The 13983-nt window shown below is 72.9% G+C and carries 14 protein-coding genes and 1 pseudogene; 11 read left to right on the forward strand and 4 right to left on the reverse strand.

Going from position 1 to position 13983, the window contains the following annotated elements; translation table 11 throughout:
• Nucleotides 1–39 precede the first annotated feature (39 nt).
• Nucleotides 40–813 carry a class I SAM-dependent methyltransferase gene (locus tag AB0B41_RS13440; protein WP_358202494.1) on the forward strand — a complete coding sequence of 258 codons (774 nt, stop codon included), beginning with the start codon at nucleotides 40–42 and terminating at the stop codon, nucleotides 811–813.
• Between the two features lie 29 nt (nucleotides 814–842).
• Complete coding sequence (locus AB0B41_RS13445; protein ID WP_358202496.1) at nucleotides 843–1943, forward strand: serine hydrolase domain-containing protein; 1101 nt, start codon at nucleotides 843–845, stop codon at nucleotides 1941–1943.
• 20 nt (nucleotides 1944–1963) lie between these two features.
• Here AB0B41_RS13445 and AB0B41_RS13450 read toward each other — a convergent pair whose 3' ends face one another.
• The 3 genes from AB0B41_RS13450 to AB0B41_RS13460 all read right to left on the reverse strand — a co-directional run bounded on the left by AB0B41_RS13450 (nucleotide 1964) and on the right by AB0B41_RS13460 (nucleotide 5594).
• Entirely contained in the window at nucleotides 1964–2350 is a 387-nt protein-coding gene (locus AB0B41_RS13450; protein WP_358202498.1) for a DUF5313 family protein, read from the reverse strand.
• 440 nt (nucleotides 2351–2790) lie between these two features.
• Nucleotides 2791–4002, reverse strand: coding sequence for an LLM class flavin-dependent oxidoreductase (locus tag AB0B41_RS13455; protein ID WP_358202500.1), 1212 nt, complete (start codon nucleotides 4000–4002; stop codon nucleotides 2791–2793).
• Nucleotides 4003–4115: 113 nt separating this feature from the next.
• Nucleotides 4116–5594: an aldehyde dehydrogenase gene (locus tag AB0B41_RS13460; RefSeq protein WP_358202502.1), complete on the reverse strand. Its 1479-nt coding sequence runs from the start codon at nucleotides 5592–5594 to the stop codon at nucleotides 4116–4118.
• A gap of 306 nt (nucleotides 5595–5900) precedes the next feature.
• Here AB0B41_RS13460 and AB0B41_RS13465 point away from each other — a divergent pair.
• The 7 genes and pseudogenes from AB0B41_RS13465 to AB0B41_RS13495 all read left to right on the forward strand — a co-directional run.
• A pseudogene (locus tag AB0B41_RS13465) lies at nucleotides 5901–6401 on the forward strand (AraC family transcriptional regulator); the annotation flags it as partial.
• Between the two features lie 37 nt (nucleotides 6402–6438).
• Complete coding sequence (locus tag AB0B41_RS13470) at nucleotides 6439–6912, forward strand: helix-turn-helix domain-containing protein (protein WP_358202504.1); 474 nt, start codon at nucleotides 6439–6441, stop codon at nucleotides 6910–6912.
• A gap of 215 nt (nucleotides 6913–7127) precedes the next feature.
• The gene (locus AB0B41_RS13475) at nucleotides 7128–7685 is read left to right on the forward strand and encodes a transposase (protein WP_358202506.1); all 558 of its coding nucleotides are present in this window, start codon (nucleotides 7128–7130) and stop codon (nucleotides 7683–7685) included.
• Nucleotides 7646–8167, forward strand: a complete 522-nt coding sequence (locus tag AB0B41_RS13480; RefSeq protein WP_358202509.1) for a transposase — start codon at nucleotides 7646–7648, stop codon at nucleotides 8165–8167. The genes AB0B41_RS13475 and AB0B41_RS13480 overlap by 40 nt, the downstream gene beginning before the upstream one ends.
• 70 nt (nucleotides 8168–8237) lie before the next feature.
• The gene (locus tag AB0B41_RS13485) at nucleotides 8238–8396 is read left to right on the forward strand and encodes a hypothetical protein (protein WP_358202511.1); all 159 of its coding nucleotides are present in this window, start codon (nucleotides 8238–8240) and stop codon (nucleotides 8394–8396) included.
• A 156-nt stretch (nucleotides 8397–8552) separates the two neighbouring features.
• Nucleotides 8553–9791, forward strand: a complete 1239-nt coding sequence (locus AB0B41_RS13490) for a CaiB/BaiF CoA-transferase family protein (RefSeq protein ID WP_358202513.1) — start codon at nucleotides 8553–8555, stop codon at nucleotides 9789–9791.
• 38 nt (nucleotides 9792–9829) lie between these two features.
• Nucleotides 9830–10759, forward strand: a complete 930-nt coding sequence (locus tag AB0B41_RS13495) for a hydroxymethylglutaryl-CoA lyase (RefSeq protein WP_358202515.1) — start codon at nucleotides 9830–9832, stop codon at nucleotides 10757–10759.
• On the opposite strand, the gene AB0B41_RS13500 is transcribed toward AB0B41_RS13495, so the two are convergent.
• Complete coding sequence (locus AB0B41_RS13500) at nucleotides 10749–11249, reverse strand: flavin reductase family protein (RefSeq protein WP_358202517.1); 501 nt, start codon at nucleotides 11247–11249, stop codon at nucleotides 10749–10751. The two genes, AB0B41_RS13495 and AB0B41_RS13500, sit on opposite strands and share 11 nt — an antisense overlap.
• 221 nt (nucleotides 11250–11470) lie before the next feature.
• Here AB0B41_RS13500 and AB0B41_RS13505 point away from each other — a divergent pair, with 221 nt between their 5' ends.
• Complete coding sequence (locus AB0B41_RS13505) at nucleotides 11471–12721, forward strand: bifunctional 3,4-dihydroxy-2-butanone-4-phosphate synthase/GTP cyclohydrolase II (protein ID WP_358202520.1); 1251 nt, start codon at nucleotides 11471–11473, stop codon at nucleotides 12719–12721.
• Between the two features lie 819 nt (nucleotides 12722–13540).
• Nucleotides 13541–13975 (forward strand): metalloregulator ArsR/SmtB family transcription factor, encoded by a 435-nt coding sequence (locus AB0B41_RS13510; protein ID WP_358202521.1) that lies wholly within the window; start codon nucleotides 13541–13543, stop codon nucleotides 13973–13975.
• Nucleotides 13976–13983: the final 8 nt, after the last annotated feature.

Genomic DNA, 13983 nt, shown 5'->3' on the forward strand with positions numbered 1-13983 from the left:
GGAGTGACGCGGGCCGCGCCCCGCCCCGACGATGCCCGGGTGGAGCCGAGCGAGCGGACGACCGGTTACCGGGCGGAGTACCGGGACCTGCTCACCCAGGCGTACGACCTGGACAAGCCGGTGGCACCGGCCGACGAGCTCGCGTACCTGCTCACCGCGGTCGGGGCGGCGGAGCCCGTGCTGGAACTGATGTGCGGGAGCGGGCGGTTCCTGCTGCCCCTGCTCGCGGCCGGCGTCGACGTCGACGGGGTGGACGCCTCCCCGTCCATGCTCGACGCCTGCCGCGAGCACGCCGCGGTGCAGGGGCTCGACGTGTCGGGGCGGCTGCACGAGCAGCGCGCGGAGAACCTGCGGCTGCGCCGCCGGTACCGGGCCGCGTTCTGCGCCGCCGGGTCCTGGGGCCTGGTCGCCGGCGACGACGAGGTGGCCCGCGCGCTCACCGCCGTCCGGAGGCACCTGCTCCAGGGCGGCATCTTCCACTTCGAGGTCGAGACCGGCCCGGAGCCGGCCGGCGCGCCGGACCCCACCACCTGGTGGATCCGGCCCGACGGCGCCGTCATCACCGCCCGCGGCGGCAACCGGATCGACCCCGCTACCGGCCTCGAGCACGGCGTGGGGATCTACGAGCTGTTCGTCGACGGCGTGCTGGTGCACACCGAGCTGAACCGCTGGGTGCGCCGCTTCTGGTCGGCCGACTCGATCGCCGCGGCGGTCCGCGCGGCCGGGTTCTCCGAGGTCGTCGTCCGGTCCGGGCACTCGGACGAGCCGCCCGCGCCGGACGACCTCCTGCTCACCGTGCACGCGACCCGATGAGTCCCGGGGCTCCCGAGGGTCGGCCCTGCATGAGCAGCCTCACGGACGCCCTCACCCCGTACGTGGCCGACGGCTCGGTGCCCGGGGTCGTCGCCGGCGTCGAGCGCGGGAGTGAGCTGGAGGTGGTCGTGCTGGGCGGGACCGGGCCCGGCGGCCCTCCCCTGCGCCGCAACGCGCTCTTCCGGATCGCCTCGATCTCGAAGCCGATCACCGCCGTCGCCGCCCTGACGCTGGTCGAGGCGGGCACGATCCGGCTCGACGAGCCCGTGGACCGGCTGCTCCCCGAGCTCGCCGACCGCCGGGTCCTGCGGTCCGAGGCCGCTGAGCTGGCGGACACCGTGCCCGCGGCGCGGCCGATCACCGTCGAGGACCTGCTGACGTTCCGGTCCGGGCTCGGCGTGCCCCCGCTGGAACCGGGGACCCTGCCCTGGCAGCGTGCCTACGCCGACGCGCGGCTCGGCGGCGACGGCCCGCCGGGCTCGCATCCCGTCCCGCCGCCCGACGAGTGGCTGCGCCGGCTGGGCACCCTCCCGCTGCTGGCCGCGCCGGGCGAGCGTTGGCTTTACCACACGGGGTCCGACGCGCTGGGCGTCCTGATCGCCCGCGCCGCCGGCACGAGCCTCGGCGCGCTACTGACGGAGCGCGTGCTGGGCCCGCTCGGCATGGTCGACACCGGGTTCTCGGTGCCGCCCACACAGCTGCACCGCTTCCAGCCGCAGTGGCGGGGAGGAGAGGTGTTCGACCCGGTCGACGGCCGGTGGGCCCGGCCGCCGGAGTTCGAGTCCGGCGGCGGCGGGCTGGTCTCCACGCTCGACGACCTGCTGGCCTTCGCCCGCATGCTGCGCCGCGGCGGCGCCCCCGTGCTGCGCCCGGAGACGGTCGAGGCGATGACCCGCGACCGGCTGCCCGAGGAGCAGCGCGCGGGTGCGCGGCTCTTCCTCGGGGACGGCGGGTGGGGCCTCGGCATGACCGTCGGGCCGGACGGCCGCTACGGCTGGGACGGCGGCCTCGGCAGCTCCTGGCGCAACGACCCCGCCCGCGACCTCACCGGCATCCTGCTCACCCAGGCGATGTGGCCCGACCCCACCGGCGCGCCCGTGACCCACGCGTTCTGGAAGGCCGTCGGCTGACGCGAGGCTTCTCGCCGGGTCTACCGGTACCGGGAGTCGTACCGGGTCCGGGCGCGCTCCCGGACTGCGCGAGCCGCGGCATCGCGCACGACCTGCGCGTGGCCCGGCGGATAGCCCGCCCTGCGCACGCGGTGGTCCACCGAGTCGTGCAGCAGGAAGATCGCGAACTGGGCGGAGACCAACCAGCCCAGCAGCAACCCGCAGAGCCGCACCCACAGCGGCCCGGGCACGAACAGCAGGATCGGCACCGAGACGAGCGTCAGCGGGACCGCCGTGCGCAGCAGGTGCCGCGCCACCCAGGTCGGGCAGGTCGCGTCGTACAGCACCCACTCGCGGTACCGCTCCGGCAACCGCCCGCCGACCGCGTACCAGACCCACCGGGCGGGACCCGGCCGCTGCACAGCCACGGGGTCGAGGCTAGTCGGCGGGCCTCCACTGGTTCCTGTGATCACCGCGAGAGTGTCGCCAGCGCTCTGAGCACGACCACCACGTCCCGCTCGCAGCGATCATGGAGCGGGCCGACAGCCCGGACACTTCCATGATCGCTGCGAGAGTGACGCCACTGCTCCCGGTACGACCGTCCCGGCACACTGACAGCGATCATGGAACCAGACCGACGGCCCGGACCACCCGCGCACCGAGCATGATCGCCGCGGGAGTGCCGCCAGTGCTCCAGGGACAACCACCACTGCCCACCCACACCGATCTTGCGGTGCCGAGCGACAACGCCCGGCACCGCGATCAGCGCGACCGTCACACTGCCGTCCCCTGCACGACCGCCTCGTGCCAGTCGCAACTGCCCTGCCGACCCGGCACCAGGCCGGGTCGGCAGGGAGGCCAGTACCGGTCAGTGGCGCAGGCCGGCCTGCTTGAGCAGCGGCATCACGTTCTCGCCGAAGTACTTGAGCTCCTCGTTGTAGTCGATGAGCCCGAAGATCATGCCCTCCATGCCGGCCTCGTTGAGCCTGCCCAGCTCCTCGGTGACCTGCTCGGGGGTGCCGACGATCGGGTAGCCGCCCCAGCCCGCGATGAACCGCTCCTGCATCTCCTTCACCGCGTGGTCGAAGGACTGCGACGCGCCGGAGCCGGCGATCTTGATGACGTTGCCCGCCGCACCCCAGTCGCCCTCGTCGACGACCTGCTGGAAGGCGCGCTTGGCCTCCTCCTCGGTGTCCCGGCAGACGACCAGGCCGTAGGTCATGACGTGGATCTCGCGCTGGTAGTCGTCCCGGGCCTTGGACCTCACCTTCTCCACGTACGCCTTGATGTTCTCCAGCGTGTCCAGGGAGGCGAAGTTGAAGTCGACGTTCCTCGCCGAGAACTCGATGCCCGACGGCGAGTTGCCGGCGTTGAGCAGCGCGGGCCGCGGGCCCTGGTGGGGCTTGGGGTAGGCCTCGAGCAGCTCGGCGTCGAAGTACCTCGAGTGGATCGCGAAGGTGCCCTGCTCGGTCCAGAGCTTGTTCACGAAGTCCAGCCACTCCTGCCCGTAGGCGTAGCGCTCGTCGTGCTCGCGCTGTTCGGAGCCGAACATCTCCATCTCCGGCGGCACCCAGCCCATCACCATGTTGAGCGCGAACCGGCCGCCGGAGATGCGGTCGACCGTGGTCGCCTGCTTGGCTGCGACGATCGGGTGCATCGTCGGCAGGTGCGACGTCGCGGCGACCGCGATGCGCTCGGTCGCCTCGGCGACCCCGGCCGCCCAGGTGTAGGTCTCGAAGCAGTTGCCGTTGAAGTTCGTGGACCCGCCGAAGCCCTTCCACCGGGCGACGGGGACCAGGACGTCGAACCCGAGCCGGTCGGCCCGCTGCGCGATCTCCTTGGTGTGCTCCCAGGTGATCTCGTAGCTCGACGGGGCGTGGCTCATGATCAGCCCGTACGAGCAGTTGGTGCCGAACAGGCCCAGCTTCATCTTCTGGTCGCCGAACAGCGGGTTGGTCTCGGTGCGGTCGGCCGCGGGCTGGGTCTCGCTCGCCGGCCGGGGGTCGGTGGGGGCGAGGCCGAGGCGCTCGTTGGCGGTCACGGTCATGATCATCTCCAGGGCAGGGGGAACGAGCGGCACCCTCGCTCACACCTGGTGAGCGAGAGTGCCGTTCGTGCGGAACGGGCAGGGGCGCGCGAACGGGCCGTTCGCTCACCAGGTGTGAGCGAGAGTGCCGTTCGCCACTGGGTGGGTCAGCCGAGCTGGAAGGGGTCGCGGGTACCGCCGGTGAGCTCGACGAACACGGACTTGTTCTCGGTGTACTCGTTGATCGCGTCCACACCGTTCTCGCGGCCGATGCCGCTGGCGCCGAAGCCGCCGAAGGGCATGTTGGGGGCGATCACCCGGTAGGCGTTGATCCACACGGTGCCCGCGCGGAGCTTGCCGGCGACCCGGTGGGCACGGTGCACGTCCTTGGTCCAGACCGCGCCGGCCAGCCCGTAGGGGGTGTCGTTGGCCAGCTTGAGGGCCTCGTCCTCGTCGGTGAACGTGTAGGCGGCCAGGACCGGCCCGAACACCTCCTCGCGGACGATCGTGTTCTCCGGCGTCACGTTGGTGACCACGGTGGGCCTGACGAACAACCCGCCCCGCTCGGCGTCGGGCTCGCCGCCGCAGGCGAACGTGGCGCCCTCCGCGGCCGCGCCCTGCAGGTACCCGAGGACCTTCTCGTACTGCGGCCGGTTCGCGACCGGGCCCATCTCGGTGCCGGCCTCGGTGGGGTCGCCGAGCACGATGGCGTCCGCGCGGGCGACGACCTTCTCGACCAGGGCGTCGTGCACGTCGGCGTGCACGATGAGCCGGGATCCCGCCATGCAGGTCTGCCCGGTGGCCGCGAACACGCCGGCGACCAGGCCGTTCGCCGCGGCGTCGAGGTCCGCGTCGGGGAAGACGATCTGCGGGGACTTGCCGCCCAGCTCCAGGGTGACGCGGTTGAAGTTGGCCACCGCGGCCTGGGCGACCTTCGCGCCGGTCGCCGACGAGCCGGTGAAGGCGACCTTGTCGATGCCCGGGTGCGTCGACAGCGCCTCGCCGGTCGACCGGTCCCAGCCCGTGACGACGTTGAGCACGCCGGCCGGCAGCCCCGCCTCGTGCAGGACCTCGGCGAACGCGACGGTCGAGGCGGGCGCGTGCTCCGACGGCTTGACGACCATCGTGCAGCCGGCGGCCAGGGCCGGGGCCAGCTTGAACGTCAGGAGCAGGAGCGGCGAGTTCCACGGGGTGATCGCGCCGACCACCCCGACCGGCTCGCGGGTGGTGTAGCCGAAGTAGTTCGGGTTGACCGGCGGCACGGTCCGGCCCTCGACCTTGTCGGCCAGCCCGGAGAAGTAGTAGTACCACTGCGGCAGCGACTTCAGCTGGCCGAGCATCTCGCGCAGCAGCTTCCCGGAGTCGTTGACCTCCAGGCGGGCGAGGCGCTCGGCGTTGGCGGCGATCGCGTCCCCGCACTTCCGTATGATCGCGGCGCGCTGGAAGCCGGTCATCGCGCCCCACTCGCCCTCGAACGCGGCGCGGGCGGCGGCGACGGCCTCGTCGACGTCCTCCGGGCCGCCGTCGGCGAGGCGGGCCCACGGCTCGCCGGTGTACGGGTTGAGGGACTCGAACGTGCGGCCCGAGCGGGCGTCGACGGGCTTGCCGCCGATGAAGAGCTTCAGCTCCTCGAGGGATGTCGTCATCGACCTCTCCTTCTCCACTGGTGCGGGGTGCGGCCGCGGGATCCGGCGGCGGACGACGAGGGACGCTAGGGATCCGGCGGGGGCGCCGATATCCGCGGACCGCAGTCGCGGAGCCGTTCCGTGCGAGATCAGGGGCACACCGGGGACGTCCGGCGCTGCACTCAGCGGATAGCGCGCTGCGCTCTCGGGCTAGTAGTGGCCGCCCGCGGTTCCCTACTGTCGGAGGCGCCTTGATCGGGCGGCTCCCCCGCCGCCCGCCGCGCGGTGAGGGAGCGCGCCGCGCCCACGACACGAGGAGGTGTCCGGATGGAGGCCGCTGCCGAGCCCGTGCAGGTCCCTCCCGCCCGTCTCACGCGCTACCCGGTCCTGGACACCCGCAGCCTGGACGAGGCCCGCGAGGCCGTGACCCGGGTGTACCTCGACCACCGCCTGACCGCGCCGGACGACCGGCTCGAGATGACCCTCAACGCCACCTCGGACCGGCTGTTCACGCTGGGCTACCTGACCTACAAGTCGGCGGCCAAGCTCGTCATGCCGCCGACCGAGGACTGCTACCACGTCAACCTGACGACGGAGGGCCGGACCGAGGCCAACCGGACGGACGGCGGGCGCGCCACCACCGCGGCGCGGTCCAGCGGCATCGTGCTGCTGCCGGACCAGGAGAACACCGTGCGGTGGTCCCCCGACGCCGAGCAGCTGATCCTCAAGATCCCGCGGCGCAGCCTGGAGGACCACCTGAGCGAGCAGCTCAACCGGCCGGTGCACGAGGTGCTGGACTTCGACTACGGGATCGACCTGACCACCGCGGCCGGCCGCACCCCTGCTGGCGTCGGTCGAGTTCTTCGTGCGCGAGCTGGACCGCCCCGGCGGGCTGGCCGAGATGCCGATCGCGCGCGAGCAGTACGAGGCGTTCGTGATGACGCAGCTGCTGCACGCGGGCCGGCACCAGTACACCGACGCCCTCCTCGCTCCCGCCGACCCCGCCCGCTCGGGGCGGCTGCGTCCCGTCCTCGACTACATGGAGCAGCACGCCGACGAGCCGCTCACGCCGCAGGAGCTGGCCCGCGTGGGCTGCATGAGCGTCCGCACCCTGCACGCGACCTTCCAGCAGGAGCTCGGCGAGTCGCCGATGAACCACCTGCGCCGCATCCGGCTCGACCACGTCCGCGCCGAGCTGCTGCGCTGCGACCCGGCGTCGACCCGGGTCACGGACGTGGCGCTGCGCTGGGGCTTCTTCCACCAGAGCCGCTTCGCCCAGCAGTACCGGGAGCGGTTCGGCGAGCTGCCGCGGGAGACGCTGCGGGAACGGGCGGGCTAGTCCCTGATCGCCCTGGTGGGCGGCCCGTTCCGGGCTGAAAATGGGGGTGGTCGCTCGCTGACGTCGTTGCTCTATGGCCGTCGAGGTCGTGGGCTAGTCGGGCGCCGGGAGCTGCTCGTGGGCCCTTCAGTGACGCTTCGAGCACGCGGATTAGCTTCGCCTGTCCAACGCAGCTCCTGCGGGCGACCACCCTCAGATGGTGGGAGGAGCGGGTGATGCTGCACGACAGCGACGACTCCGAGGAGATCATCGAACGGGTCGCGGCCCTCGACATCGGCAAGTCCGAGTTGGTGGCCTGTATCCGGGTGCCCCATCCCGACCACCCGCCACGCCGTGTTCAGGAGGTCGCCACGTACTCCACGATGACCCGCTCCCTGCTGGCCCTCGCTGATCGACTCCGCGAGCTCGGCGTGACCAGGGTGGTCATGGAGGCGACCTCGGACTACTGGAAGCCGGTGTTCTACCTGCTCGAAGCCCAGGACCTGGATCCGTGGCTGGTCAACGCCAAGGACGTCAAGCACCTGCCGGGTAGGCCGAAGACCGACAGACTCGACGCGGTCTGGCTCGCCAAGATCGCCGAGCGCCAGATGATCCGGGCCAGTTTCGTGCCGCCCGCACCGATCCGCCTGTTGCGCGACCTGACCCGCTACCGCGCCGACCTGGTCATGCGCGGACCGCGGAGAAGAACCGGGTCGAGAAGCTCCTCGAGGACGCCCAGATCAAGCTGTCCTGCGTGGTCTCGGACATCTTCGGGGTGTCCGGACGGGAAATGATGGCTGCGTTGATCGCCGGCGAGCGTGACCCGGCGGTGCTGGCCCAGCTGGCCCGGACCGGGATGCGCGCCAAGATCCCACTGCTGGAGCAGGCCTTCATCGGCCGGTTCACCGCTCATCACGCATTCCTGCTGGCCACGATGCTGGCCCGGATCGACGAAGCCGCCGCTGACATCGCCGCGGTCGAGTCCCGGATCCAGGAGCTGATCACCCCTTTCGCTGAGACGGTGGCACGCCTGGACGAGATCACCGGGGTCGGTCTGACCGCCGCACACGTGGTGATCGCCGAGATCGGTACCGACATGTCCCGGTTCCCGACCGCGGCACACCTGTGTTCCTGGGCCCGTTTCGCGCCCGGGGTCAAGGAGTCGGCCGGGAAGAACAAGGGCCGCGGCGCCACCGGCCACGCCCAACCCCTACCTGGCCCGAGTCCTGGGCGAAGCCGCGGTCAGCGCCGGGAAGACCAACACCTTCCTCGGTGAACGCTACCGGCGCCTCGCCCGCCGCCGCGGGAAGAAGCGAGCCATCGTCGCCGTCGGGCGCTCGATCCTGGTGATCATCTGGCACCTCCTCTCCGACCCCCACACCCGCTTCCACGACCTCGGCCCAGACTTCTACGACAACCGCATCAGCCCGGACCGCAAACGACGCAACCACGTCCACCAACTCGAAGCCCTCGGCTACAAAGTCACCCTCGAACCCGCAGCCTGACCAGCCCAGCCAGCCCGTCCCCGTCCCGGCACCGACGTCCACACGCCGGCCAGTCCCGCTCGCCCGTCCCCGGCAATTTTCGGATTAGCGCTCGGCGGATATCGGGTCACCGCCATCGGATAGCCGGGTCGCCCCGCGCCTCCTACCGTCACCGACGTGCTCGACGACGACACCACCGACCCCGAGCCCGGCGCCCTGAACGGCGTGCGGGTGCTGGAGCTCGGCACGCTCATCGCCGGTCCCTTCTGCGGCCGGCTGCTCGCCGACCACGGCGCGGACGTGATCAAGGTCGAGGCCCCGGACCGGCCCGACCCGCTGCGCGTGTGGGGCCAGGCCGAGCAGGACGGCCACCACTTCTTCTGGACGGTGCACGCCCGCAACAAGCGGTGCATCACCCTCGACCTGCGCCGCGTCGAGGGCCGCGAGCTCTTCCTGCGCCTGGTCGACACCGCGGACGTCGTGGTCGAGAGCTTCCGCCCCGGCACGCTGGAGCGCTGGGGCCTGGGCTACGACGTGCTCTCCGCCCGCAACCCCGGACTGGTCCTCGCCAGGGTCTCCGGATACGGGCAGACCGGCCCGCTCAGCCGTCGTCCCGGCTACGCGTCCGTGGCCGAGGCGGCGGGCGGCATGCGGTACCTCAACGGCTTCCCCGGCGGGCCTCCGCCGCGCGCCGCGCTGTCGATCGGCGACTCGCTGGGCGGGATGTTCGCGATGCAGGGCGTGCTCGCCGCCCTCCTCGCCCGCGGGCAGCAGGGCCCCCGCCGGGGGAAGGGCCAGGTCGTCGACGTCGCGCTGGCCGAGGCGTGCCTGGCGATGCTGGAGTCCGTGATCCCGGACTACGACGCCACGGGCCTGGTCCGGCAGCCGTCGGGCACCCGGCTCGACAAGCTCGCGCCGTCGAACCTCTACCGCAGCCGCGACGGCCGCTGGCTGATCATCGCGGCCAACCAGGACACCGTGTTCGCCCGGCTCTGCACCGCGATGGGCCGCGAGGACCTCGTGTCCGATCCGCGGTTCGCCACGCACGTGCCCCGCGGCGAGCACCAGGACGAGATCGACGCGATCGTCGCCGAGTGGGCCGGGCGGCACGACGCCGACGAGCTGACCCGGCTGCTCGAGGAGGCCGGTGTGGTCGTCGGGCCGGTGGACACGGTGGCCGAGGTGGTGGCGAACCCGCAGTTCCGGGCCCGCGACATGCTCGTGCCGCACTTCGACGAGGCGATCGGCAAGGACGTCCTCGGTCCCGGGGTGATGCCGGTGCTCACGGGTACCCCCGGCGGCGTCCGGTGGGCCGGGCCGCCGGAGCCCGGGACGCACAACGCCGAGGTCTACACCGGGCTCCTCGGCCTCGATCCCGCCGAGCTCGACGCCCTGCGCGCCGCCGGCGTCGTCTGACCCGCCGCGTCGCTCGCATCGTCCGAATCGAGGTACCCGTGTTCTCCCTGCCCCGCTCCGTGGACCTGCGCGAGGTCGGCCTGCGCGACGGTCTCCAGCTCGAGGCCCCGATCCCCCTCGCCGCCAAGCTCACCCTGCTCGACGCGATCGCCGCGACCGGGGTGCGCCGGGTCGAGGTCACGTCGTTCGTCTCCCCGCAGGCGGTGCCCGCGCTCGCCGACGCCGAACAGCTCGTCGGCGAGCTGCACCGCTGGCCCGAGCTGCACTTCTCGGCGCTCGTCGCCGGGCGCGGCGGGGCCCGACGTGCGGTGGCGGCCGGGATGGCGAACCTCGAGTACGTCGTCTCGGCCTCGGACGGGCACTCCCTCGCGAACGCCCGCCGCACCACCGACGAGGCCGTCGAGGCCGTGGCCGACATCGCCGCGCTGACCCACGGCGCGGGCGGGCGGCTGGAGGCGATCATCGCCGTGGCCTGGGACTGCCCCTTCGACGGCCGCACCCCTGTGGAGCGCACCGTCGAGATCGCCCGGCGGGCGGTGGAGCTCGGGGCCGACGAGCTGTGCCTCGGCGACACCATCGGCACCACCGTGCCCGGCCGGGTCGTCGAGCTGCTCGACGCCGTGCGCACGGCCGTTCCGGGCATCGAGGTCGGCGTGCACTTCCACGACACCCGCGGCGCGGGCCTGGCCTGCGTGCTCGCCGCGGCCCAGGCCGGCGTCACGGCGATCGACGCCTCCGTCGGCGGGCTCGGCGGCTGCCCCTTCGCCCCGGGCGCGAGCGGCAACATCGCGACCGAGGAGGTCGTCTACCTGCTCGAGGAGTCCGGCGTGGACACCGGGCTGGACCTCACCGCGGCCCTGGACGCGGCTCGGGTCGCCGAGCGGGCCGTCGGCCACGACCTGCCGAGCAACCTGCACCGCGCGGGCGGCCCGAACCGCCCGCGCGGCCGGGCGTCCGTCACGCGCTGATGCCGTAGGCGCCGCGGTGGAACAGCAGCGGCGCCCGGGACGGGTCGGCCCCCAGGTCCCGTACCCGCCCGACGACGATCGTGTGGTCGCCGCCGGGGAACTCGTCGGCGAGGGTGCAGTCGATCCAGGCCGCCACGCCGTCGAGCCGCGGGGCGCCGGAAGGGGCGGGTGTCCACTCGACGCCGGCGTACTTGTCGGCGCCCGACCGGGCGAAGGCCGTGCTGAGCTCCTCGTGCCCGTCGGCGAGGACGTTCACGCAGAAGGCGCCCGCCTCGCGGATCCGGGGCCACGTGGTGGACGTCCGGGCCGGGCTGAAGGACACCAGCGGCGGATCGAGCGACAGCGAGCTGAACGACTGGCAGGTGAAGCCGGCTGGCCCGTCCGGCGTGATCGCCGTGACCACGACGATGCCGGACGCGAAATGTCCCAGCACCTCGCGCATGCGGGTGGGGGCGACCGGCGGGGGCACCTCGGTGTGCGTCTCGTCCATGCCGGGGGACGGTAGGCCGCGGCGGCGGGCACGGATATCCGCGGACCGCCGCCGGACAGCCGCACCGCGAATGTGTCCGGGGTCTCCCCCGAACGGCCCGCGCTGCACGGATAGGAGTCGGCTCACAACGGATAGTCGGAGCGGCCCGTGCTCTTCTACCGTCGACGTGTGCTCGACGGTCCGCCCTTCCCGGGTGGGCATCCGACCGTGAGGAACCGACGATGACGTCTCCGACTCCCGCCCTGCCGTCCACGCGCGCCGTGCAGCGGGCCGTGGCCGCACTCGCCGCCGGCCGGATGGTCATCGTGACCGACGACGCCGACCGCGAGGACGAGGGCGACCTCATCCTGCCGGCGGCGACCGCCACCCCCGAGCAGCTCGCGTTCGTGGTGCGGCACACCACCGGGATCGTGTGCGCCCCGATGCCGGCCGCCCGGGCGGACGCCCTGGGCCTGCCGCAGATGGTCACCGACAACAGCGACGCCCACGGCACCGCGTTCACCGTGACCGTCGACCATCGCGACGCGGGTACCGGCGTCTCCGCCGCCGACCGCGCCCGGACCCTGCGCGCGCTCGCCGACGGCGCGACCCGGCCGGACGACCTCCGCCGCCCCGGGCACGTCTTCCCGCTGCGGGCCCGCGAGGGCGGCGTCCTCGTCCGGGCCGGGCACACCGAGGCCGCCGTCGACCTGCTGCGCCTCGCCGGGCAGGAGCCGGTGGGCGTGATCGGCGAGATCGTCGACGAGGACGGCTCCATGGCCCGCGGCGAGCGGCTGCGCGCCTTCGCCGCCGAGCACGACCTGCCGGTCCTCGCGATCGCCGACCTCGTCCGGCACCGGCGGGCCACCGAGCAGCTGGTCGAGCACGTCGCCACCTCCGCGATGCCCACGGTGTTCGGCGAGTTCCGGGCCGCCGCCTACCGGTCCACGCTCGACGGCACCGAGCACCTGGCGCTCGTGTACGGCGACGCCGTCGCGGCGAGCCGGTCCGCCGGCGGCGCCCTGGTGCGGGTGCACAGCGAGTGCCTGACCGGCGACATCATCGGCTCGCTGCGCTGCGACTGCGGCGCCCAGCTCGAGCAGGCCCTGCGCGCCATCGCCGCCGAGGGCGCCGGCGCGGTGGTCTACCTGCGCGGGCACGAGGGCCGCGGGATCGGGCTCGCCCACAAGATCCGCGCCTACGCGCTCCAGGAGAGCGGGCTCGACACCGTCGACGCCAACACCGCCCAGGGCCTTCCCGTCGACTCCCGCTCCTACGGCGTGGGCGCCCAGATCCTCGCCGACCTCGGCATCACCCGGCTGCGGCTGATCACCAACAACCCCGCCAAGTACGGCGGGCTCGACGGCTACGGGCTCGAGATCGTCGGCCGGGTGGGCCTGCCCTCCGCCCCCTCCCCGCACAACCTCCGCTACCTCCGCACCAAGCAGGAGCGGATGGGGCACGTGCTCAGCCTCGAGGACGAGGTGGGCTGAGGCTCGTCGGGGGCGCGGACACCGTTCCACGGAGCGTCGGAGCGCACGGGCCGGCCCCCTGATCACTTTCCCTTCTCTTCCCTTCCGCATTTTTCCGCCCGCAGACCCTTGTCGCCACAAGGGTACGGCGCTACCGTTCCTGCGCCACCGGTGGCGACGGGAAAGACGGTCGACGGGAGGCGTAATGATTCGAAGGGTGATCGCTGCGGTGTTGATCGCCGCAGGTCTCACGGTCGGCGGGGCAGGGGCCGCATTCGCAGATCCTGATTTCGGTCCGGGCAACAGTTCGGCGGGCCCGCACGACGGCAACGCGAAGTGCCATCCGCCGGGTCAGACCACCACGACCCCCGGCTGCAAGTAGGGGCAAGGTCAGTAGGTCTGCCTGCGGCAGAGCACATCCGGGCTAACCGTATCCGGAGAGCCCGACTCGACGGATGAGCCGCGGTCCGGACGCGCCCCGTCTGGGGGTGCCGGGGCGCAGGGACTCCCGCGCAGATCGTCGGCGGACGATCTGCGCGGGAGCCGCGCTCCGCGGCACCACCGTTCCGTGCCGATCATCATCGGCGAGCGGAGTCCATGAGAATGTGCGGCGTCGTGGCCGATCCCGCCATTGTTCATCGCATTCCCCGGCTGCCACAGAACGCCCGAAATTCTTCTGCACCCTCGATTCCGATGCGGCCGCGCCGGACCACGAGCGACAGGCCGTGCCGACGATTCGTCGCTCGCTCGACCTCTCTCTGCAGTGGATCGCCCCGGGCGCGACGACGCCCTGCGACGCGGTCGCCGCCGCGCCGATCTCCGCTCGGCTATCGTGGGCTCATGTCATCGGACAGTGACACGTCGGGCCGCGCCGAGCGGCGCGACCTGGCGTTCGACGCCCTCGCCGACCCGGTGCGGCGGGAGATCCTCGCCGTGCTGGCGGAGGAGGACGAGTGCAGCGCCGGCGCCCTGGCCGAGCGCATCACCAGCGTCGGGCGCACCGCCGTGTCGACGCACCTGCGCGTGCTGCGGGTGGCCGGGCTCGTCACCGAGCGCCGGGCCGGCCGTTTCCGGTACTACGCCGTCGACCCGACCGGCTCGGCGGCCGAGGTCCTGACGCTGCTACAGGGCCTGTTCCAGCAGTCCCTTCACGACGTGCGCGCGACCGTGGAGAATCGGCCGCCGGAGTCCGGCGGGGCCGACACCGGCAGGACCGACACCGGCAGGACCGACACCGGCAGGACCGACACCGAGGGGGCCGCGGAGGCGGGATGAGCAGGCAC

The organism is Pseudonocardia sp. NPDC049154 (genome assembly GCF_040648315.1).
In the GTDB taxonomy this organism is placed as follows: domain Bacteria; phylum Actinomycetota; class Actinomycetes; order Mycobacteriales; family Pseudonocardiaceae; genus Pseudonocardia.